The 18645-nt window shown below is 67.3% G+C and carries 18 protein-coding genes; 14 read left to right on the top strand and 4 right to left on the bottom strand.

Annotated elements, in window-relative coordinates:
• Positions 1-62 precede the first annotated feature (62 nt).
• The 13 genes from ACZY0B_RS05610 (at position 63) to metK (ending at position 13799) form a co-directional block, all read left to right on the top strand.
• Positions 63-491 carry a cellulose-binding domain-containing protein gene (locus ACZY0B_RS05610; protein ID WP_463763035.1) on the top strand — a complete coding sequence of 143 codons (429 nt, stop codon included), beginning with the start codon at positions 63-65 and terminating at the stop codon, positions 489-491.
• Between the two features lie 182 nt (positions 492-673).
• Positions 674-1249: a bifunctional pyr operon transcriptional regulator/uracil phosphoribosyltransferase PyrR gene (gene pyrR, locus ACZY0B_RS05605; RefSeq protein WP_463763034.1), complete on the top strand. Its 576-nt coding sequence runs from the start codon at positions 674-676 to the stop codon at positions 1247-1249.
• A 7-nt stretch (positions 1250-1256) separates the two neighbouring features.
• Entirely contained in the window at positions 1257-2228 is a 972-nt protein-coding gene (locus tag ACZY0B_RS05600; protein ID WP_463763033.1) for an aspartate carbamoyltransferase catalytic subunit, read from the top strand.
• The gene (locus ACZY0B_RS05595) at positions 2225-3517 is read left to right on the top strand and encodes a dihydroorotase (protein ID WP_463763032.1); all 1293 of its coding nucleotides are present in this window, start codon (positions 2225-2227) and stop codon (positions 3515-3517) included. The genes ACZY0B_RS05600 and ACZY0B_RS05595 overlap by 4 nt, the downstream gene beginning before the upstream one ends.
• Positions 3514-4011, top strand: coding sequence for a PH-like domain-containing protein (locus tag ACZY0B_RS05590; RefSeq protein WP_463763031.1), 498 nt, complete (start codon positions 3514-3516; stop codon positions 4009-4011). The genes ACZY0B_RS05595 and ACZY0B_RS05590 overlap by 4 nt, the downstream gene beginning before the upstream one ends.
• Complete coding sequence (carA, locus tag ACZY0B_RS05585) at positions 4008-5144, top strand: glutamine-hydrolyzing carbamoyl-phosphate synthase small subunit (RefSeq protein WP_463763030.1); 1137 nt, start codon at positions 4008-4010, stop codon at positions 5142-5144. The genes ACZY0B_RS05590 and carA overlap by 4 nt, the downstream gene beginning before the upstream one ends.
• Complete coding sequence (carB, locus tag ACZY0B_RS05580; RefSeq protein WP_463763029.1) at positions 5144-8509, top strand: carbamoyl-phosphate synthase large subunit; 3366 nt, start codon at positions 5144-5146, stop codon at positions 8507-8509. Before carA ends, carB begins: the two co-directional genes overlap by 1 nt.
• A complete protein-coding gene (gene pyrF / locus ACZY0B_RS05575; protein WP_463763028.1) occupies positions 8506-9333 on the top strand; it encodes an orotidine-5'-phosphate decarboxylase in 828 nt (275 codons plus the stop codon). Before carB ends, pyrF begins: the two co-directional genes overlap by 4 nt.
• 453 nt (positions 9334-9786) lie before the next feature.
• Complete coding sequence (gene mihF / locus ACZY0B_RS05570; protein WP_463763027.1) at positions 9787-10104, top strand: integration host factor, actinobacterial type; 318 nt, start codon at positions 9787-9789, stop codon at positions 10102-10104.
• A 58-nt stretch (positions 10105-10162) separates the two neighbouring features.
• Positions 10163-10789: a guanylate kinase gene (gmk, locus tag ACZY0B_RS05565; protein WP_463763026.1), complete on the top strand. Its 627-nt coding sequence runs from the start codon at positions 10163-10165 to the stop codon at positions 10787-10789.
• A gap of 77 nt (positions 10790-10866) precedes the next feature.
• A complete protein-coding gene (gene rpoZ / locus ACZY0B_RS05560) occupies positions 10867-11190 on the top strand; it encodes a DNA-directed RNA polymerase subunit omega (RefSeq protein WP_463763025.1) in 324 nt (107 codons plus the stop codon).
• A 52-nt stretch (positions 11191-11242) separates the two neighbouring features.
• The gene (gene coaBC / locus ACZY0B_RS05555) at positions 11243-12493 is read left to right on the top strand and encodes a bifunctional phosphopantothenoylcysteine decarboxylase/phosphopantothenate--cysteine ligase CoaBC (RefSeq protein ID WP_463763024.1); all 1251 of its coding nucleotides are present in this window, start codon (positions 11243-11245) and stop codon (positions 12491-12493) included.
• Positions 12494-12587: 94 nt separating this feature from the next.
• Positions 12588-13799, top strand: a complete 1212-nt coding sequence (metK, locus tag ACZY0B_RS05550) for a methionine adenosyltransferase (RefSeq protein ID WP_463763023.1) — start codon at positions 12588-12590, stop codon at positions 13797-13799.
• Here the strand turns inward: metK and ACZY0B_RS05545 are convergent.
• The 4 genes from ACZY0B_RS05545 to ACZY0B_RS05530 are packed head-to-tail and all read right to left on the bottom strand — an operon-like array spanning position 13783 to position 17867.
• Positions 13783-14394, bottom strand: a complete 612-nt coding sequence (locus tag ACZY0B_RS05545) for a pyridoxamine 5'-phosphate oxidase family protein (protein ID WP_463763022.1) — start codon at positions 14392-14394, stop codon at positions 13783-13785. The genes metK and ACZY0B_RS05545 overlap by 17 nt on opposite strands.
• Before the next feature lie 9 nt (positions 14395-14403).
• Positions 14404-15891, bottom strand: coding sequence for a flavin-containing monooxygenase (locus ACZY0B_RS05540; protein WP_463763170.1), 1488 nt, complete (start codon positions 15889-15891; stop codon positions 14404-14406).
• Between the two features lie 28 nt (positions 15892-15919).
• Positions 15920-16885, bottom strand: a complete 966-nt coding sequence (locus ACZY0B_RS05535) for an alpha/beta hydrolase (RefSeq protein ID WP_463763021.1) — start codon at positions 16883-16885, stop codon at positions 15920-15922.
• Positions 16886-16907: 22 nt separating this feature from the next.
• On the bottom strand, positions 16908-17867 hold the full coding sequence (locus ACZY0B_RS05530; protein WP_463763020.1) for an alpha/beta hydrolase: 960 nt from the start codon (positions 17865-17867) through the stop codon (positions 16908-16910).
• Between ACZY0B_RS05530 and ACZY0B_RS05525 the strand changes: the two genes are divergently transcribed.
• Positions 17866-18609 carry a lysoplasmalogenase gene (locus ACZY0B_RS05525; protein ID WP_463763019.1) on the top strand — a complete coding sequence of 248 codons (744 nt, stop codon included), beginning with the start codon at positions 17866-17868 and terminating at the stop codon, positions 18607-18609. The two genes, ACZY0B_RS05530 and ACZY0B_RS05525, sit on opposite strands and share 2 nt — an antisense overlap.
• Positions 18610-18645 lie beyond the last annotated feature (36 nt).

Here is an 18645-nt window from a genome sequence, read left to right as displayed (position 1 = left end):
TACGGCAGCTTACCCGCGATGCGCGGGCCGATATCGCCTGTTTGGCTTTAGTGTTGGCTGCCATGGCCGCACTGAACAACTACGTGAAGCGCTGGCGGACAGCGCTTCACGTAACCGTGTCGGCATTGATGGTTGCCATCCTCGGTCTCGGCACCACCCCCGTGGCTCATGCGGCTGCGGCCACGGCGACATTGTCGGTGGAACATACCTGGCAGACCGGTTTCATCGCCAACTTCACCATCACCAACGCGAGCATGACGCAGCTCTCCGATTGGAGGCTCGAATTCGACCTACCGGCCGGAGAAGGTATCTCGCACACGTGGAACAGCTCCTTTGCGCAATCTGGTACTCACTTTGTGATCACCCCCGCGAATTGGAATCGCAGCATTGAGCCTGGTGGTTCAGCCACCGGTGGTATGAGGGGTGTGCTGACCGGTTCCTACTCGCCACCGTCGAATTGTCTGCTCAACGGGCAATATCCTTGCACCTAGAGGCGACTGCGCGCTGAGGCTCGACGGCTCCGGCAGTGCGGCCAACGCCATCGAAGCCGGGCCTGGATGCGGACCCGGCGTGGCCGGCATCGTCGTGCGAGCCGCGGAATGCTACGCTGCCCGACAGTCGACATCCTTTAACGATCCGTCCGGAGAGGCGGAGAAGGAGGTCAGGGTTTCGCATGAGTGCCGCGGGTGATTCCGCATCCGGCCGCGAATTGATGTCGGCGGCCGACGTCGGCCGAACCATTTCCCGTATCGCGCACCAGATCATCGAAAAGACCGCGCTCGATAGTCCTGACGCGCCGCGGGTGGTGCTGTTGGGGATCCCGACCCGCGGGGTGATTCTGGCCGCGCGCCTGGCCGCCAACATCGGTGAATTCTGCGGCGTCGATGTCGGTCATGGCGCGCTCGACATCACTTTGTACCGTGACGATTTGATGACCAAGCCGCCCCGGCCACTGGAGGTCACGTCGATTCCGGCCGGTGGCATCGACGACGCGCTGGTGATTCTCGTCGACGACGTTCTGTATTCCGGTCGCTCGGTGCGCTCCGCCCTGGATGCGCTGCGCGACGTGGGCCGGCCGCGAGCCGTGCAATTGGCGGTGCTGGTCGACCGCGGCCATCGCGAGCTGCCGGTGCGCGCCGACTACGTGGGTAAGAACGTGCCGACCGCACGCAACGAGAGCGTGCACGTGCAGCTTCGCGAGCACGACGATCGCGACGGCGTCGTCATCATGAGGGACCTTGAAGGATGACAGCCGCATGACCAGACACCTGCTGACCGCCGGGGATCTCACGCGTGACGACGCCACCGCCATCCTCGACGACGCCGACCGGTTCGCGCAGGCCCTGGTCGGGCGCGAGGTCAAGAAACTGCCGACGCTGCGCGGGCGCACCGTGGTCACGATGTTCTACGAGAACTCGACGCGCACCCGCGTGTCGTTCGAGGTGGCCGGGAAGTGGATGAGCGCCGACGTGATCAACGTCAGCTCGTCCGGATCGTCGGTGAGCAAGGGGGAGTCGCTGCGCGACACCGCGTTGACGCTGCACGCGGCCGGCGCCGACGCGCTGATCATCCGGCACCCGGCCTCCGGTGCCGCGCATCTGCTGGCCGACTGGACTTCTCCCGCCGACGGCGAAGGTGGCCCGTCGGTGATCAATGCCGGCGACGGCACGCATGAACACCCGACGCAGGCGCTGCTGGACGCACTGACCATCCGCCAGCGCCTCGGCGGCATCGAAGGCCGGCGCGTCGTGATCGTCGGCGACATCCTGCACAGCCGGGTCGCGCGCTCCAACGTGACGCTGCTGGCCACGTTGGGCGCCGAGGTGGTGCTGGTGGCGCCACCGACCCTGTTGCCGGTCGGGGTTGACGGCTGGCCGGCCACCGTCTCCTATGACTTCGACGCCGAGCTCCCCGCCGCCGACGCCGTGCTGATGCTGCGGGTGCAGGCCGAGCGGATGAACGGCGGGTTCTTCCCGTCGGTGCGCGAATACTCGGTGCGCTACGGGCTTTCCGACCGGCGCCAGGCGCTGCTGCCGGGCCATGCCGTGGTGCTGCACCCCGGCCCGATGGTGCGCGGCATGGAGATCGCATCTTCGGTGGCCGATTCATCGCAATCCGCTGTGCTGCAACAGGTTTCCAACGGCGTGCACGTGCGGATGGCCGTGCTGTTCCATGTGCTGGTCGGCACCGAGGCCGCGGACAAGACGGGTAGTGAGGGTGTAGCGTGACTGTGCTGCTTCGCGGAGTCCGGTTGTACGGCGAGGGCGAACGGGTCGACGTTCGGGTCGATGACGGCCAGATCGCCGAAATCGGTGCCGGACTTCCGATCCCCGAATTCGCCGACGTCATCGACGCCACGGGGCATGTGCTGCTGCCCGGATTCGTCGACCTGCACACCCACCTGCGCGAGCCTGGCCGCGAATACGCCGAAGACATCGAAACCGGCTCGGCGGCCGCCGCTTTGGGCGGATACACGGCGGTGTTCGCGATGGCGAACACCAAACCGGTCGCGGACAGCCCGGTGGTCACCGATCACGTCTGGCACCGCGGCCAGCAGGTCGGCCTGGTGGATGTGTACCCCGTCGGCGCGGTCACCGTCGGGCTGGCCGGAACCGAGCTCACCGAGATGGGCATGATGGCCGCCGGCGCCGCGCAGGTGCGGATGTTCTCCGACGACGGCGTCTGCGTGCACGACCCACTGATCATGCGCCGCGCCCTGGAATACGCCACCGGGTTGGGCGTGCTGATCGCCCAGCACGCCGAGGAGCCGCGGCTGACCGTCGGCGCGGTGGCGCACGAGGGCCCCACGGCCGCCCGGCTCGGGCTCTCGGGGTGGCCCCGGGCCGCCGAGGAATCGATCGTCGCCCGCGATGCGCTACTGGCCCGCGACGCCGACGCCCGCGTGCACGTCTGTCACGCCTCTACGGCGGGAACAGTCGAGATTCTGAAATGGGCTAAGGGCCAAGGCATTTCAATCACCGCCGAGGTGACGCCGCATCATCTGCTGCTGGATGACAGCAGGCTGTCCAGCTACGACGGGGTGAACCGCGTCAACCCGCCGCTGCGTGGAGCCGCCGACGCGATCGCCTTGCGTCAAGCGTTGGCCGACGGGGTAATCGACTGCGTGGCCACCGACCATGCCCCGCATGCCGAGCACGAAAAATGCGTCGAGTTCTCCGCGGCCCGGCCCGGCATGCTGGGACTGCAGACGGCGCTGTCGGTGGTGGTGCAGACCATGGTGGCGCCCGGACTGTTGACCTGGCGCGATGTCGCCCGGGTGATGAGCGAAAATCCGGCGCGCATAGTCGGATTGCCCGATCACGGCCGGCCGCTGGAGGTGGGGGAGCCGGCGAACCTGACCGTGGTGGACCCGGATGCGACCTGGACGGTCACCGGTCCAGACCTGGCCAGTCGCTCGGCCAATACGCCTTACGAGTCGATGACCTTGCCCGCCACCGTGACGGCCACGCTGCTGCGCGGAAAGATCACCGCTCGGGACGGGAAGAGTCCGGCATGAATTCTTCAACGCTGGTGGCGTCGCTGATCTTCGCGGCCGTGCTGGTGGTGGTGATCGCGGTAGTCATCCAGCTGATGATGCTGGGCTGGCGCCGGCGTGCGCAGCGCCAGGACGAGCTGATCGGCAACCTGCCCGAGGTGCCCGACGCGGTGGGCCCGGCTACCACCACGCTTCGGGGCGTCTATGTCGGTAGCACGCTGGCGACCGAGTGGAATGAGCGGGTCACGGCGGGCGATTTCGGGTTTCGCAGCAGGGCGGTGCTGAGCCGCTATCCCGAGGGCATTCTGCTGGAACGCAGCCGCGCCAACCCGATTTGGATTCCTCAGGACTCGATTACCGAAGTACGTACCGAGCGCGTGATGGGCGGAAAGGTCGCGGCTCGCAATGGGATATTGGCGATCCGGTGGCGGCTGCCATCGGGCGTCGAGATCGACACCGGGTTCCGGGCAGGCAATCGCGATGACTACGACGGCTGGCTCGAGGAGGCTGCGTGACCACCAAGGCGCAACTGGTACTTGAGGATGGCCGCATCTTCACCGGGACACCGTTCGGCAAGATCGGCCAAGCCCTTGGCGAAGCCGTCTTCTCCACCGGCATGTCGGGCTATCAGGAGACGCTGACCGACCCCAGCTATCACCGCCAGATCGTGGTGGCCACCGCGCCGCAGATCGGCAACACGGGCTGGAACGGCGAGGACGCCGAAAGCCGGGGCGACAAGATCTGGGTCGCGGGCTACGCGGTCCGCGACCCGTCGCCGCGCGCCTCCAACTGGCGTGCCACCGGGACACTGGAGAACGAGCTGATCCGCCAGCACATCGTCGGGATCGCCGGTATCGACACCCGCGCGGTGGTGCGCCATCTGCGCAGCCGCGGCTCGATGAAGGCCGGGGTGTTCTCCGGTACTGCGCTCGCCGAGCCGGACGAGTTGTTGGACCGAGTGCGCGACCAGCAGTCGATGCTCGGTGCCGATCTCGCCGGTGAGGTCAGCACGCCGGGCGCCTATGTCGTGGAACCCGAAGGGCCACAGCGATTTACGGTCGCCGCCCTGGACCTGGGGATCAAGACCAACACGCCGCGTAACTTCTCCCGGCGCGGAATCCGCAGTCACGTGCTGCCGGCGTCGGCCACTTTCGAGCAGATCGCCGACATCAAGCCGGACGGCGTGTTCCTGTCCAACGGGCCCGGCGACCCCGCCACCGCGGACCACATCGTGGCGCTCACTCGCGAGGTGCTGAACGCCGGAATCCCGTTGTTCGGCATCTGCTTCGGCAATCAGATCCTGGGCCGGGCGCTCGGCCTGTCCACCTACAAGATGGTGTTCGGCCATCGCGGAATCAACATCCCGGTCATGGACCACGCCACCGGGCGGGTCGCGGTGACCGCGCAGAACCACGGCTTCGCGCTGGAAGGGGAGGCCGGCCAGCGGTTCGATACGCCGTTCGGCCAGGCGATCGTCAGCCACACCTGCGCCAACGACGGGGTAGTGGAGGGTGTCAAACTGCTTGATGGACGGGCATTTTCGGTGCAATATCACCCGGAGGCCGCCGCCGGCCCGCACGATGCGGAGTACCTGTTCGATCAATTCGCCGATCTGATGGCCTCGCACAACAGGGAAGGGGCACGCTAGTGCCGCGTCGCGCCGACCTGCGTCACGTCCTGGTGATCGGCTCCGGGCCGATCGTCATCGGTCAAGCCTGCGAATTCGACTACTCCGGCACCCAGGCGTGCCGGGTGCTGCGCGCCGAGGGTCTGCAAGTCAGCCTGGTCAACTCCAACCCGGCGACCATCATGACCGACCCCGAGTACGCCGACCACACCTACGTCGAGCCCATCACCCCGGCATTCGTCGAGAAGGTGATCGTCCAGCAGGCCGAGCGCGGCAACAAGATCGACGCGCTGCTCGCGACGCTGGGCGGGCAGACCGCACTGAACACTGCGGTCGCGCTCTACGAGAACGGCGCGCTGGAGCGCCACGACGTCGAGCTCATCGGTGCCGACTTCGAGGCCATCCAGCGCGGCGAGGACCGGCAGCGGTTCAAGGACATCGTCGCCAAGGTCGGCGGTGAATCCGCCCGCAGCCGAGTGTGTTTCACGATGGAAGAGGTCCGGGAGACGGTCGAAGAGGTCGGTCTGCCGGTGGTCGTGCGGCCCAGCTTCACGATGGGCGGGCTGGGTTCGGGCATGGCGCGCTCCGTCGAGGAGGTCGACCGGATGGCCGGCGCCGGTCTGGCTGCCAGCCCCAGCGCCAACGTGCTGATCGAGGAATCGATCTACGGCTGGAAGGAATTCGAGCTCGAGCTGATGCGCGACGGCAACGACAACGTCGTGGTGGTGTGCTCGATCGAGAACCTCGACCCGATGGGCGTGCATACCGGAGACTCGGTCACCGTCGCGCCGGCTATGACGCTGACCGACCGGGAATACCAGCGGATGCGCGATCTGGGCATCGCGATCCTGCGTGAGGTCGGCGTCGACACCGGCGGCTGCAACATCCAGTTCGCGATCGACCCGACCGACGGCCGGCTGATCGTCATCGAGATGAACCCGCGGGTATCCCGTTCCAGCGCACTGGCTTCGAAGGCCACCGGCTTCCCGATCGCCAAGATCGCCGCCAAGCTGGCCATCGGCTACACGCTCGACGAGATCGTCAACGACATCACCAAAGAGACACCGGCCTGCTTCGAGCCCACCCTGGACTACGTCGTGGTCAAGGCGCCGCGGTTCGCGTTCGAGAAATTCCCCGGTGCCGACCCGACCCTAACCACCACGATGAAATCCGTCGGTGAGGCAATGTCGCTGGGCCGCAACTTCGTCGAGGCGCTCGGCAAGGTGATGCGCTCGCTGGAAACCAGCCGGGCCGGTTTCTGGACGGGACCCGAGCCCGACGGTGATGTCGAGGAGGTGCTGACCCGGCTGCAGACGCCGACCGAAGGCCGGCTCTATGACATCGAGCTGGCGTTGCGGCAGGGTGCTTCGGTGGAGCGGGTCGCGCAGGCCAGCGGGGTGGACCCGTGGTTCGTCGCGCAGATCGGCGAGCTGGTGGCGCTGCGCGCCGAGATCGCCGCGGCCCCGGTGCTCGACTCCGACCTGCTGCGCCACGGTAAGCACAACGGGTTGTCCGATCGCCAGATCGCCGCGCTGCGACCCGAATTGGCCGGTGAGGACGGCGTCCGCTCGTTGCGTGAGCGCCTCGGCATCCACCCGGTGTACAAAACGGTGGACACCTGCGCGGCCGAGTTCGAGGCCAAGACGCCCTACCACTACAGCAGCTACGAACTTGACCCCGCCGCCGAGACCGAGGTCGCGCCGCAGATCGAGAAGCCCAAGGTGCTGATCCTGGGGTCCGGCCCGAACCGGATCGGCCAGGGGATCGAATTCGACTACAGCTGTGTGCACGCGGCAACCACATTGAGCCAGGCCGGTTTTGAAACGGTGATGGTCAACTGCAACCCCGAGACGGTGTCCACCGACTACGACACCGCCGACCGGCTGTACTTCGAGCCGCTGACCTTCGAGGACGTCCTCGAGGTGTACCGCGCCGAAGCGGAGTCGGCGAGCGGTGGCCCCGGAGTGGTCGGCGTCATCGTGCAGCTCGGCGGCCAGACCCCGCTCGGACTGGCCCAGCGGCTCGCCGACGCCGGGGTTCCGATCGTGGGCACCCCGCCGGAGGCCATCGACCTGGCCGAGGACCGCGGCGCCTTCGGCGACCTGCTCGGTGCGGCAGGCCTGCCGGCGCCGAAATACGGCATGGCAACGACTTTCGCGCAGGCTCGCCGGATCGCCGACGAGATCGGCTACCCGGTACTGGTGCGGCCGTCGTATGTGCTGGGCGGGCGCGGCATGGAGATCGTCTATGACGAGGAGACGCTGAAGAGCTACATCACCCGCGCCACGCAGCTGTCTCCCGAGCACCCGGTGCTCGTCGACCGTTTCCTCGAGGACGCCGTCGAAATCGATGTCGACGCATTGTGTGACGGCACGGAGGTCTACATCGGCGGGATCATGGAGCACATCGAGGAGGCCGGCATTCACTCCGGCGACTCGGCCTGCGCGCTGCCCCCGGTGACGCTGGGCCGCAGCGACGTGGAGAAGGTGCGACGGGCGACGGAGGCCATCGCGCACGGCATCGGTGTGGTGGGTCTGCTCAACGTGCAGTACGCGCTGAAAGACGATGTGCTCTATGTCCTGGAGGCCAACCCGCGGGCCAGCCGTACCGTGCCATTCGTCTCCAAGGCCACCGCGATCCCGCTCGCCAAAGCGTGTGCGCGGATCATGTTGGGCACCACCATTTCCCAGCTCCGCGAAGAGGGAATGCTGGTGGCGACCGGGGACGGGGCCAACGCGGCCCAGGATGCCCCGATCGCGGTCAAGGAGGCGGTGTTGCCCTTCCACCGGTTCCGTCGCGCCGACGGATCGGCCATCGATTCCTTACTCGGCCCGGAGATGAAATCGACCGGCGAGGTGATGGGCATCGACCGCGACTTCGGCACCGCCTTCGCCAAGAGCCAGACCGCGGCCTACGGTTCGTTGCCGGCCGAGGGCACCGTGTTCGTGTCGGTCGCGAACCGCGACAAGCGATCGCTGGTGTTCCCGGTCAAGCGGCTGGCCGACCTGGGCTTCCGCGTGCTTGCCACCGAAGGCACCGCGGAGATGTTGCGACGCAACGGAATTCCGTGTGACGAGGTGCGCAAGCACTTCGAGCCCCCGGGGCCCGGGCGTCCAGAGGTTTCGGCGGTCGAGGCGATCAAGGCGGGTGACGTCGACATGGTGATCAACACGCCCTACGGCAACTCCGGCCCGCGCATCGACGGCTACGAAATCCGTTCCGTCGCAGTGTCGGCGAACATCCCCTGCGTGACGACCGTGCAGGGCGCGTCGGCCGCCGTGCAGGGCATCGAGGCCGGTATCCGCGGTGATATCGGGGTGCGGTCGCTGCAGGAGCTGCACAGCGTGATCGGGCGCGGAAGCGCCGCCGAAAAGGACTCCCGATGACCGGGTTCGGCGTCCGGCTGGCCGAGGCGAAGTCGAGTCGCGGGCCGTTGTGCCTGGGCATCGACCCGCACCCCGAGCTGCTGCGGGCATGGGACCTGCCGACCACCGCCGACGGCCTGGCCAAGTTCTGCGATATCTGTGTGGACGCGTTTTCGGGTTTCGCCGTCGTCAAACCCCAGGTGGCGTTCTTCGAGTCCTACGGTTCGGCCGGCTATGCGGTGCTGGAACGCACGATCGCCGCGCTGCGCTCGGTCGGCGTGCTGGTCCTGGCGGACGCCAAGCGCGGGGACATCGGGTCGACGATGGCGGCGTACGCGGCGGCCTGGGCCGGCGAGTCGCCGCTCGCCGCCGACGCCGTGACCGCCTCGCCGTATCTGGGGTTCGGCTCGCTGCGCCCGCTGTTGGAAGCCGCCGCGGCGCACGACCGGGGAGTCTTCGTGCTGGCGGCAACGTCCAACCCGGAGGGCGGGACCGTGCAGCGTGCCACCTTCGACGGCCGCACTGTGGCCCAGCTGGTCGTCGACCAGGCGGCGGTGGTCAACCGGTCCGCGACCCCGACCGGACCGGGCTACGTCGGTGTGGTGCTGGGTGCGACGGTCTTCGAGGCGCCCGATGTGAGCGCGCTGGGGGGGCCGGTGCTGGTTCCCGGGGTTGGCGTGCAGGGCGGCCGCCCGCAGGCGCTTGGCGGCCTCGGTGGGGCCGTGCCGGGCCAGCTGCTGCCCGCGGTGGCCCGCGAGGTGCTGCGGGCCGGACCGAACGTGTCGGATCTGCGGGCGGCGGGCGAACAAATGCTCGACTCGGTCGCCTATCTCCGTGTGCAATAGCGGCCACATCAAGGGCCCGGTTAACAGCATCGGAATCTTTTCCCGCCGACTTCCACCCGACGACCTGGTGTTTGTCGGCGCCGCGACACGCCGGACACGCCACGGCAAATCGTGATAACCGGCACGGGGCCCCGCGGCTATCAGCCGGCGCCCTCCGCGACGGTCCTTCACCGGGCCTCCGGCACCGCGGCGCACAGAGCTAAAACTGCAGGTGGATGGCCTGATTTGAGTCCGTGCTGCGAGAACGTGGTGAGCGCCCATGCGCCGGATCGGATCGCTGCCAGCGATGCCGAGACATGCCGCTGACGGCGTGTGTGGGCGCCGCACAAGCTGGGCATTTAACCTCTTAACCAGGGGGTCGGGTTAGATTTCGTCAGGAAGCGTGAGTACGGTCGTCTCCGCTGGGCCAAGCACCCAGCAGAGACACGAGAATGATCGAGATACGGAGGAATCGTGGCCCTTCCCCAGTTGACCGACGAGCAGCGCGCGGCCGCGTTGGAGAAGGCGGCTGCCGCACGTCGAGCACGAGCAGAGCTGAAAGACCGTCTCAAGCGCGGTGGCACCAACCTGACCCAGGTGCTCAAGGACGCCGAGAGCAATGAAGTCCTGGGCAAGATGAAGGTGTCTGCCCTGCTCGAGGCGTTGCCGAAGGTGGGCAAGGTCAAGGCGCAGGAAATCATGACCGAGCTGGAGATCGCTCCTACTCGCCGCCTGCGTGGCCTTGGCGACCGCCAGCGCAAGGCCCTGCTGGAAAAGTTCGGCACCGCCTAACCCGACCTGCGACGATGCAGGCCGAATGGCCTGTGGGCGCACCGACCCAGGGGCGCCAGTGAGCGTCGACGAGGGACCGGACACCGGGCACCGCGCACGTCCTGAGCCGTCAGGCAAGGGACGCGTGGTGGTGCTGTCCGGTCCCTCAGCGGTCGGTAAGTCAACAGTGGTCCGGTGTCTGCGAGAGCGGGTACCGGACCTGCATTTCAGTGTCTCGGCCACGACGCGGGCGCCGCGGCCGGGGGAAGTCGACGGTGTCGACTACCACTTCGTCAGTCCCGCCCGCTTTCAGCAACTCATCGACGAGGGCGCCCTGCTGGAGTGGGCCGAGATCCACGGTGGACTGCAGCGATCGGGCACCTTGGCCGAGCCGGTGCGGTCCGCGACCGGCTCGGGATTTCCGGTGCTCATCGAGGTGGACCTGGCCGGAGCCAGGGCGATCAAGCAGGCGATGCCGGAGGCCATCACGGTGTTTCTGGCCCCGCCCAGCTGGGCGGACCTGCAGGCCAGGCTGGTCGGGCGTGGCACTGAATCGCCGGAGGCCATGGCGCGCCGACTGGAGACCGCGCGGGTGGAACTGGCAGCCCAGGACGACTTCGACCAGGTAGTGGTCAACAGTCAATTGGAGTCTGCGTGCGCCGAATTGGTATCCTTGCTGGTGGGAAACGCGCCTGGCACGGCATGAGCCGACTCGCCAGACGCGACTGAGAATCAAAGTCGCTAACTGTTTCAACCGCTCTAAGCGCCAGGAGAAAGTCTTACGTGAGTAATCCGCAGTCCGACGCGTCGCTGACCGCCGTGGATCAATTCGATCCTTCGGCGGGTGGACAGCGCACCTACGACACCCCACTGGGTATCACCAACCCGCCCATCGACGAGTTGCTCGACCGCGTTTCGAGCAAGTACGCGCTGGTCATCTACGCGGCCAAGCGAGCTCGGCAAATCAACGATTACTACAACCAGCTCGGCGAGGGCATCCTCGAGTACGTTGGCCCGCTGGTCGAGCCGGGGCTGCAGGAAAAGCCACTCTCGATCGCGATGCGTGAAATCCACGGCGACCTGCTCGAGCACACCGAGGGCGAGTAGCAGGACGGGGCCAGCCGTGGAGAGCCGCTTCAACGAAGAAGGGCCGGCGTAGGTGGACCGCAAGCGGATCGTCGTCGGTGTCTCCGGGGGCATCGCCGCGTACAAGGCGTGCACCGTCGTCCGGCAGCTCGCCGAGGCGGGCCATGAGGTCCGCGTCATCCCCACCGAAGCCGCGTTGCGCTTTGTCGGAGCCGCCACGTTCGAAGCGCTCTCCGGTCAGCCGGTGCACACCGGCGTGTTCTCCGACGTTCCCGAGGTGCCGCACGTCCGGTTCGGCCAGCAGGCCGACCTGGTCGTGGTGGCGCCGGCCACCGCCGACCTGTTGGCCCGCGCGGTGCACGGCCGCGCCGACGATCTGCTGACCGCGACCTTGCTCACGGCGCGATGTCCGGTGCTGTTCGCGCCCGCGATGCACACCGAGATGTGGTTACACCCCGCCACCGTCGACAATGTGGCGACTTTGCGCCGTCGGGGCGCTGTTGTGCTGGAACCGGCATTCGGACGGCTCACCGGCACGGACAGCGGCAAAGGACGGCTTCCCGAGGCCGAAGAGATCACCACCCTGGCCTACCTGCTGCTGGAGCGCTCTGACGCGCTGCCCTACGACCTGGCCGGCCGCAAGCTCCTGGTGACCGCGGGCGGAACCCGTGAGCCGATCGACCCGGTCCGCTTCATCGGCAACCGCAGCTCCGGCAAGCAGGGCTACGCCGTGGCGCGGGTCGCCGCCCAGCGCGGTGCCGAGGTCACGCTGATCGCCGGCCACACGGTCGGGCTCATCGATCCGGCCGGCGTCGAAGTCGTGCACATCAGTTCGGCCCAACAACTCGCCGACGCGGTCTCCAAGCACGCGCCCGATGCCGATGTGCTGGTGATGGCCGCAGCGGTGGCCGACTTCCGGCCCGCGCAGGTTGCCGCCGCGAAGATCAAAAAAGGCCCGAACGATCAAGACCGGCCGCCGACCATCGAGTTGGTGCGCAACGACGACGTGCTGGCCGGCGCCGTCCGCGCGCGATCCCACGGGGAGCTCCCCAACATGCGGGCCATCGTGGGTTTTGCCGCCGAGACCGGCGACGCCAACGGCGATGTGCTGTTCCACGCCCGGGCAAAGTTGCGCCGCAAGGGATGTGACCTGTTGGTGGTCAACGCCGTTGGCGACGGCAGGGCATTCGAGGTGGACAGCAACGACGGCTGGCTGCTGGCGTCGGACGGGACCGAGGCCGCGCTCCAGCACGGCTCGAAGACGCTGATGGCGAGTCGAATCGTCGATGCGATCGTCACGTTCCTGCACAGCGACGGCGGATAGCACCAGGTTGCAATCGCCCGCCTGAGCCGGTTGAGTTGAAGGCGCCTAAAATAATTTGCCTAACTAACATTAGTCAGTACGGAAGGATGACGCAGTGAGCGAAAAGGGTCGGCTGTTTACCAGTGAGTCGGTGACCGAGGGGCACCCCGACAAGATCTGCGACGCGATCAGCGACTCGGTTCTCGACGCGCTTCTGGCGCAGGATCCGCGCTCGCGTGTCGCGGTCGAGACGCTGGTGACCACCGGGCAGGTGCACGTGGTCGGCGAGGTCACGACGACCGCCAAGGAGGCGTTCGCCGACATCACCAACACCGTGCGCGCCCGCATCCTCGACATCGGCTACGACTCCTCGGACAAGGGCTTCGACGGCGCGTCCTGCGGCGTGAACATCGGCATCGGCGCCCAGTCGCCCGACATCGCCCAGGGCGTCGACACCGCCCACGAGGCGCGCGTCGAGGGCGCCGCGGACCCGCTGGACGCCCAGGGCGCCGGCGACCAGGGCCTGATGTTCGGCTACGCGATCAACGACACCCCCGAGCTGATGCCGCTGCCCATCGCGCTGGCCCACCGGCTGTCGCGGAAGCTGACCGAGGTCCGCAAGGACGGGACGCTGGCCTACCTGCGGCCGGACGGCAAGACGCAGGTCACCATCGAATACGAGGACGACGTCCCGGTGCGGCTGGACACCGTGGTCGTTTCCACCCAGCACGCCGACGGCATCGACCTGGTGAAGACGCTGGATCCCGACATCCGGGAGCACGTGCTCAAGACCGTGCTCGCGGAGTTGGCGCACGACACCCTGGACTCGTCGTCGACCCGGGTGCTGGTCAACCCGACCGGCAAGTTCGTTCTCGGCGGACCGATGGGCGACGCGGGCCTGACCGGCCGCAAGATCATCGTCGACACTTACGGCGGCTGGGCCCGTCACGGCGGCGGCGCGTTCTCCGGTAAGGATCCGTCCAAGGTGGACCGGTCGGCGGCGTACGCGATGCGCTGGGTGGCCAAAAACATCGTCGCGGCCGGGCTGGCGGAGCGAGTCGAGGTGCAGGTGGCCTACGCCATCGGCAAGGCCGCACCGGTCGGGCTGTTCATCGAGACGTTCGGTACCGCCACGGTCGACCCGGTCAAGATCGAGAAGATCGTGCCCGAGGTGTTCGACCTGCGGCCCGGCGCGATCATCCGCGACCTGGACCTGCTGCGCCCGATCTACGCGCAGACCGCGGCCTACGGGCACTTCGGCCGTACCGACATCGAGCTGCCGTGGGAGCAGCTGAACAAGGTCGACGACCTCAAGCGCGCCATCTAGGCGCGTTCGGGCGCGCCGCTGCGCGGTCGATGCTGGACGGCAACGGGTGATCGTCGTCCAGCGCAGGCAGTCCGTCGATGCTGTGCTGATTGCGCTTTACGGCGCGCACGTATGAGTCGTCGTTCGCTTTGGCCTGATAGGTGTCGAGCACCGGGCGTTCGTCGACGAGCTCGTAGTACGGCACCGCGTATCCGCAGGCGTCGGCGATGCGCTCGACATCGATGACGATCGCGGCCCGGATGCCGGCGTGCTCGCCGCCGAAATGAGCTAGCAGACTGGGGAATTCGGCGTCGTCCGGGCGGACCGCGCGCCCGGTGCCGAAGAGCCGCAGGATCCGCGAGTTTCGGGTGAACGAGCAGAACATCAGGGTGATCCGGCCGTTGTCGCGCAGGTGTGCGATCGTTTCCGCGCCGCTGCCGAACAGATCGAGGTAGCCGACGGTGTGCTCGTCGAGCACCGCGAAGGTGTCACGATATCCCTTGGGGGAGAGGTTGATTCGACCGCCTTCGGATGGTGCGGTGGCGACGAAGAACATGGCCTGGCTGTCGATGAATTCTCGCAGTGACTCGTCGAGACGCGAAAACTCCTTTGCCATGCGTCGAGCCTAGCGTCTGCTGAATCGGTAGTCGTCGAGGTCGAAACGACGACTGCGCCATAGCGCCTCCAGCGTGGTAGACGGACGTAGCGGCACGTCACCGTTCTTGTCGAAGTAATAGCTGTTGGCCAGCCGGCAACTGTCCTGCCAGAAGATCTGACGGTGCCGCTTGCGCATCATCTCGTCGAAATAGCGGGTGTTGGCCTGTTCGGTCACCTCGACGCGCGCCGCGCCGTTGCGCCGGGCCTGCTTCAGGCACCGCACGATGTGGTGCGTCTGCGTCTCGATCAGGGCGAAATACGAAGAGCCGACGTAACCGTAGGGGCCCATGATGCTGAACATGTTCGGGAATCCCGGAACACTGACGCCCTCATATGCCTGCAGTCGGTGCTTGTCCCAGAACTCGGTCAGCGTGGTGCCGCCACTGCCGGTGATCGCAAAGGTCGGCATGCTGTCGGCGTCCATCACCTTGAAACCGGTCGCCAGCACCAGCACATCGATCTCGTGGATCTCGCCGTCGGTGGTGGCCACCGCTTCGGGCGTGATCTTGTCGATCGGCTCGGTGACCAGCCGCACGTTGTGGCGGTTGAACGTGGCCAGGTATCCGTTGTGGAAGCCGGGCCGTTTGCATCCCACCGCGTACCGGGGAGTGAGTTGCTCGCGCACCTCCGGGTCGTCGACCTGCTGGCGCAGATAGCGACGACCGGTGGCCCCCATCCGCTTGGCCAGCGGAACCACCGTGAAGTACTGCGCGGCGATGGTGAAGGTCAACTCGACGAACGCCTGGCTGAGCAGCCGCTGGAGCACTTTTCCGCCGGGAATCCGCATCGCCGAGCGCAGCGCCCCGGGCAGCGGGACGTCGAATTTGGGGAAGCACCAAATCGGCGTGCGCTGAAATACGGTGAGCTGGGCGACAATTGGCGCGATCTCCGGTATCACCTGCACGGCCGAGGCGCCGGTGCCGATGATCGCGACGCGTTTGCCGGTCAAGTCCTGGGTGTGATCCCAGCGCGCGGTGTGCATGGTGATGCCGTCGAAGGAGTCCACGCCGTCGATGTCGGGCAGGTTCGGCACGGTGAGCACGCCACTGGCGCTGATCAGGAATCTGGCGGTGACCTCTCCGCCCGGATCCGTCTGGACACGCCACAGCGAGTGCTCGTCGTCGAACTCGGCGGAAAGCACCTTGGTGTTCAACCGGATCCGCGATCGGATGCCGTATTTGTCGACGCAGTGTTCGGCGTAGGCTTTCAATTCCCGGCCCGGCGCGTAGGTGCGTGACCAGTGCCGGCTCTGCTCGAAGGAGAACTGATAGGAGAACGACGGAATATCCACGGCGATACCGGGATAGGTGTTCCAGTGCCACGTACCGCCGACTCCATCGCCGGCCTCGATCACGAGATAATCGGTGAGCCCGGCCTTGTCGAGCTTGATGGCGGCGCCGATGCCGGAGAATCCGGCGCCGACGATCAGGGTCTGGTAGTCGGGGTTCTCGGTCATCTGCGCGCTCATTGGCGTTCCGTCTTTCCTAGTAGTGCAGCGCCTTCCGCAGCGCCGTCAGCCCGCGTTCGGTGGCCGCGGCGGCCGCCGGTATCACCGGCGCGAAGCTGGCGTAGCCGTGTACCAGGGTCGGCTCGTTGCTGAGCTCGGCGGGAACGCCCGCGGCGTTGAGCATTTCGGCGTAGCGTGCCCCGTCGTCGCGCAGCGGGTCGTGCTCCGCGGTCCCGACAAAGGCCGGCGGCAGACCCGAGAGGTCGTCGGCGTTGGCCGGGGCCAGCGTGATGGGCAACACGGTGGGGTCGGTGATGTCGACGTCAGCCGGCAGGTACCAGGTCAGGAAGGCTTCGATCACCTCGCGGTCCAGGATCGGGGCGAAGGCGTTCTCGGTGTGCGACGGCAGCGAAAGATCCGCGGTCACCACCGGATACCAGAGCAGCTGGAATTTCAGCTCCGGACCGCTGTTGTCGCGGGCCAGCACCGCCATGACCGCGGCGAGATTGCCGCCCGCGGAATCCCCGGCCACGGCGATCCGGGCCGGGTCACCGCCCAGTTCGCCGGCATGCTCGCCGACCCACTGCACGGCGGCCCAGCTGTCGTTGACCCCGGCGGGGTACGGATGCTCCGGAGCGAGCCGGTAGTCGACGGACACCACGATGGCCTCGGCGCCGACGGCGTGCGCACGGGCGACGTGGTCGTGGGTGTCCAGGTCGCCCAGGCAGAAGCCGCCGCCGTGGAAGAAGACGACGACGGGGGAGACCTCGGCCGGGGTGGGCGGCCAATAAATCCGCACCGGAATGTCGGTGAGCCCGCCGTGGCTGATCGTCCGATCTTCGATCCGCAGATCCGGCAACATCTCCGGCGGCACCTTGAGCAGCTTGAGCCGCTCGCGTGCGAGCTCGACGCCGTCGTCCGCGTTGAACGTCATCGGGAAGGCGTCGAGCAGCGCTTTGAACGTCGGATCGATGCCAGGCGAGGCGAGGGGAGGGTCAATCATTCGTCCACGGTACGCCGGGCGTTCACCTGTACAGCGCATCCCGCAACGCCGCGAGCCCGCGGTCCGATCCGGCCGTGGCGGCGGGCACCACGCCGGCGTAGCCGAGGTAACCGTGCACCATCGTCTCGGCGTTGTGCACCTCGGCGGACACGCCCGCGTCGGCCAGCAGCTTGCCGTAGCTGATGCCGTCGTCGCGCAGCGGGTCATAACCGGCGACGCCGATGTAGGCCGGCGGCAGGTCGGCCAGGTTCGTCGCCCGCCCCGGCGCCATTCGCACGGGCGGGTTGTGCAAGTCGGCATCGCCTGCGTACCAACGGGAAAACTGCGCGATGGCCCGGGTGTCGAGAATCGGCGCGGTGGCGTTTTCGGCGAACGACGGCAGCGACTGGTCCCACAGCACGGACGGATACCACAACAGCTGGAAGACGATCGGCGGTCCGCCCTCGTCGCGGCTCTGCTGGGCGACCGCCGCGGCGATGTTGCCGCCCGCCGAATCCCCGGCGACGGCCATCCGGGCGGTGTCCGCACCCAGCTCGGCGGCGTGCTCGGCGACCCACAGCGTTGCGGCCCAAGCGTCTTCGACGGCGGCGGGATACGGATGCTCGGGTGCCAACCGGTAATCGACGGACACCACGATCGCGTCGGCGCCCACCGCATGCTGGCGAGCGGTGCCGTCGTGGGTGTCGAGATCGCCGATCACGAACCCGCCGCCGTGGAAGTAGGCCACGACGGGCAGCGCGCTACCGTTGGAATCCGTTGACGGCCAATAGATCCGGATGTCGATAGCACCGGCCGGCCCCTCGATGGTGCGGTCCTCGACGCGCAGTTCGGGATGTACCGGCCGGCGCGGCAGGTCGCGGAACCGCTGGCGCGCAGCATCGATGCCATCGTCGGTGGATAGCCGGAACGGAACCGCGTCGAGTACCTTCAGCAGGATGGGGTCGATAGGAGGTTTCTCGTCGGCTTTGTCAAAGCTGGGCATGGAGGTACCGTACGCACCCCGCGTGATGGCAGGCGGCTGGGTGGCAGCCGGCTGGGCGGCCATCGCCTATGGCGTCTACTTGACCGTGATCGCGCTGCATTCCGCGCCGGGAACCGGGCTCACCGGACACTGGATTCTGCAGCCGCCGTTCAAGGCGTTGATGGCCTTGCTGCTGACCGTCGCCGCGTTCGCGCATCCCATCGTCAGCGAGCGGCGCTGGCTGATGTCCGCGCTACTGCTGTCGGCCACCGGCGACTGGCTGCTGGCCATCCCGTGGTGGACCATGTCATTTGTCTTGGGGCTGGCGGCATTTCTGTGTGCGCACCTGTGCTTCATCGGCGCGCTGGCCCCATTGGTGGTCAAAGAGGCGCTGTCGCGCGTCCGCATTGCCGTCATGGTGGCGCTGGGCGTGGCCGCGATCGCGTTGCTGGTGTGGTTCTGGCCTCACCTCGGGCCTGACAATTTGACGCTCCCGGTGACGGTTTACGTCTTTGTGCTGACCGCGATGGCGTGCACCGCGTTGGCGGCGCGGCTGCCGACGATCTGGGTGCCGGTGGGAGCGGTGTGCTTCATGGCATCGGACACGATGATCGCGATCGGCCGGTTCATCCTGGGCCACGATGCGCTGGCGGTACCGATCTGGTGGCTGTACGCCGCCGCGATGATCCTGATCACGGCGGGGTTCTTCTTCGGTCGTGACGTTGCCGGCCCCGGCAATGACCCCGAGCCTGCCGAAGGATAACTGTCGGTGGTTGCCGCTACGGTGTGGGCACGGACG

Source organism: Mycobacterium sp. IDUB_19, from assembly GCF_055419445.1.
Note: the sequence above shows the minus strand (reverse complement) of the source record. Positions and strands in the feature narration are given on the sequence as shown.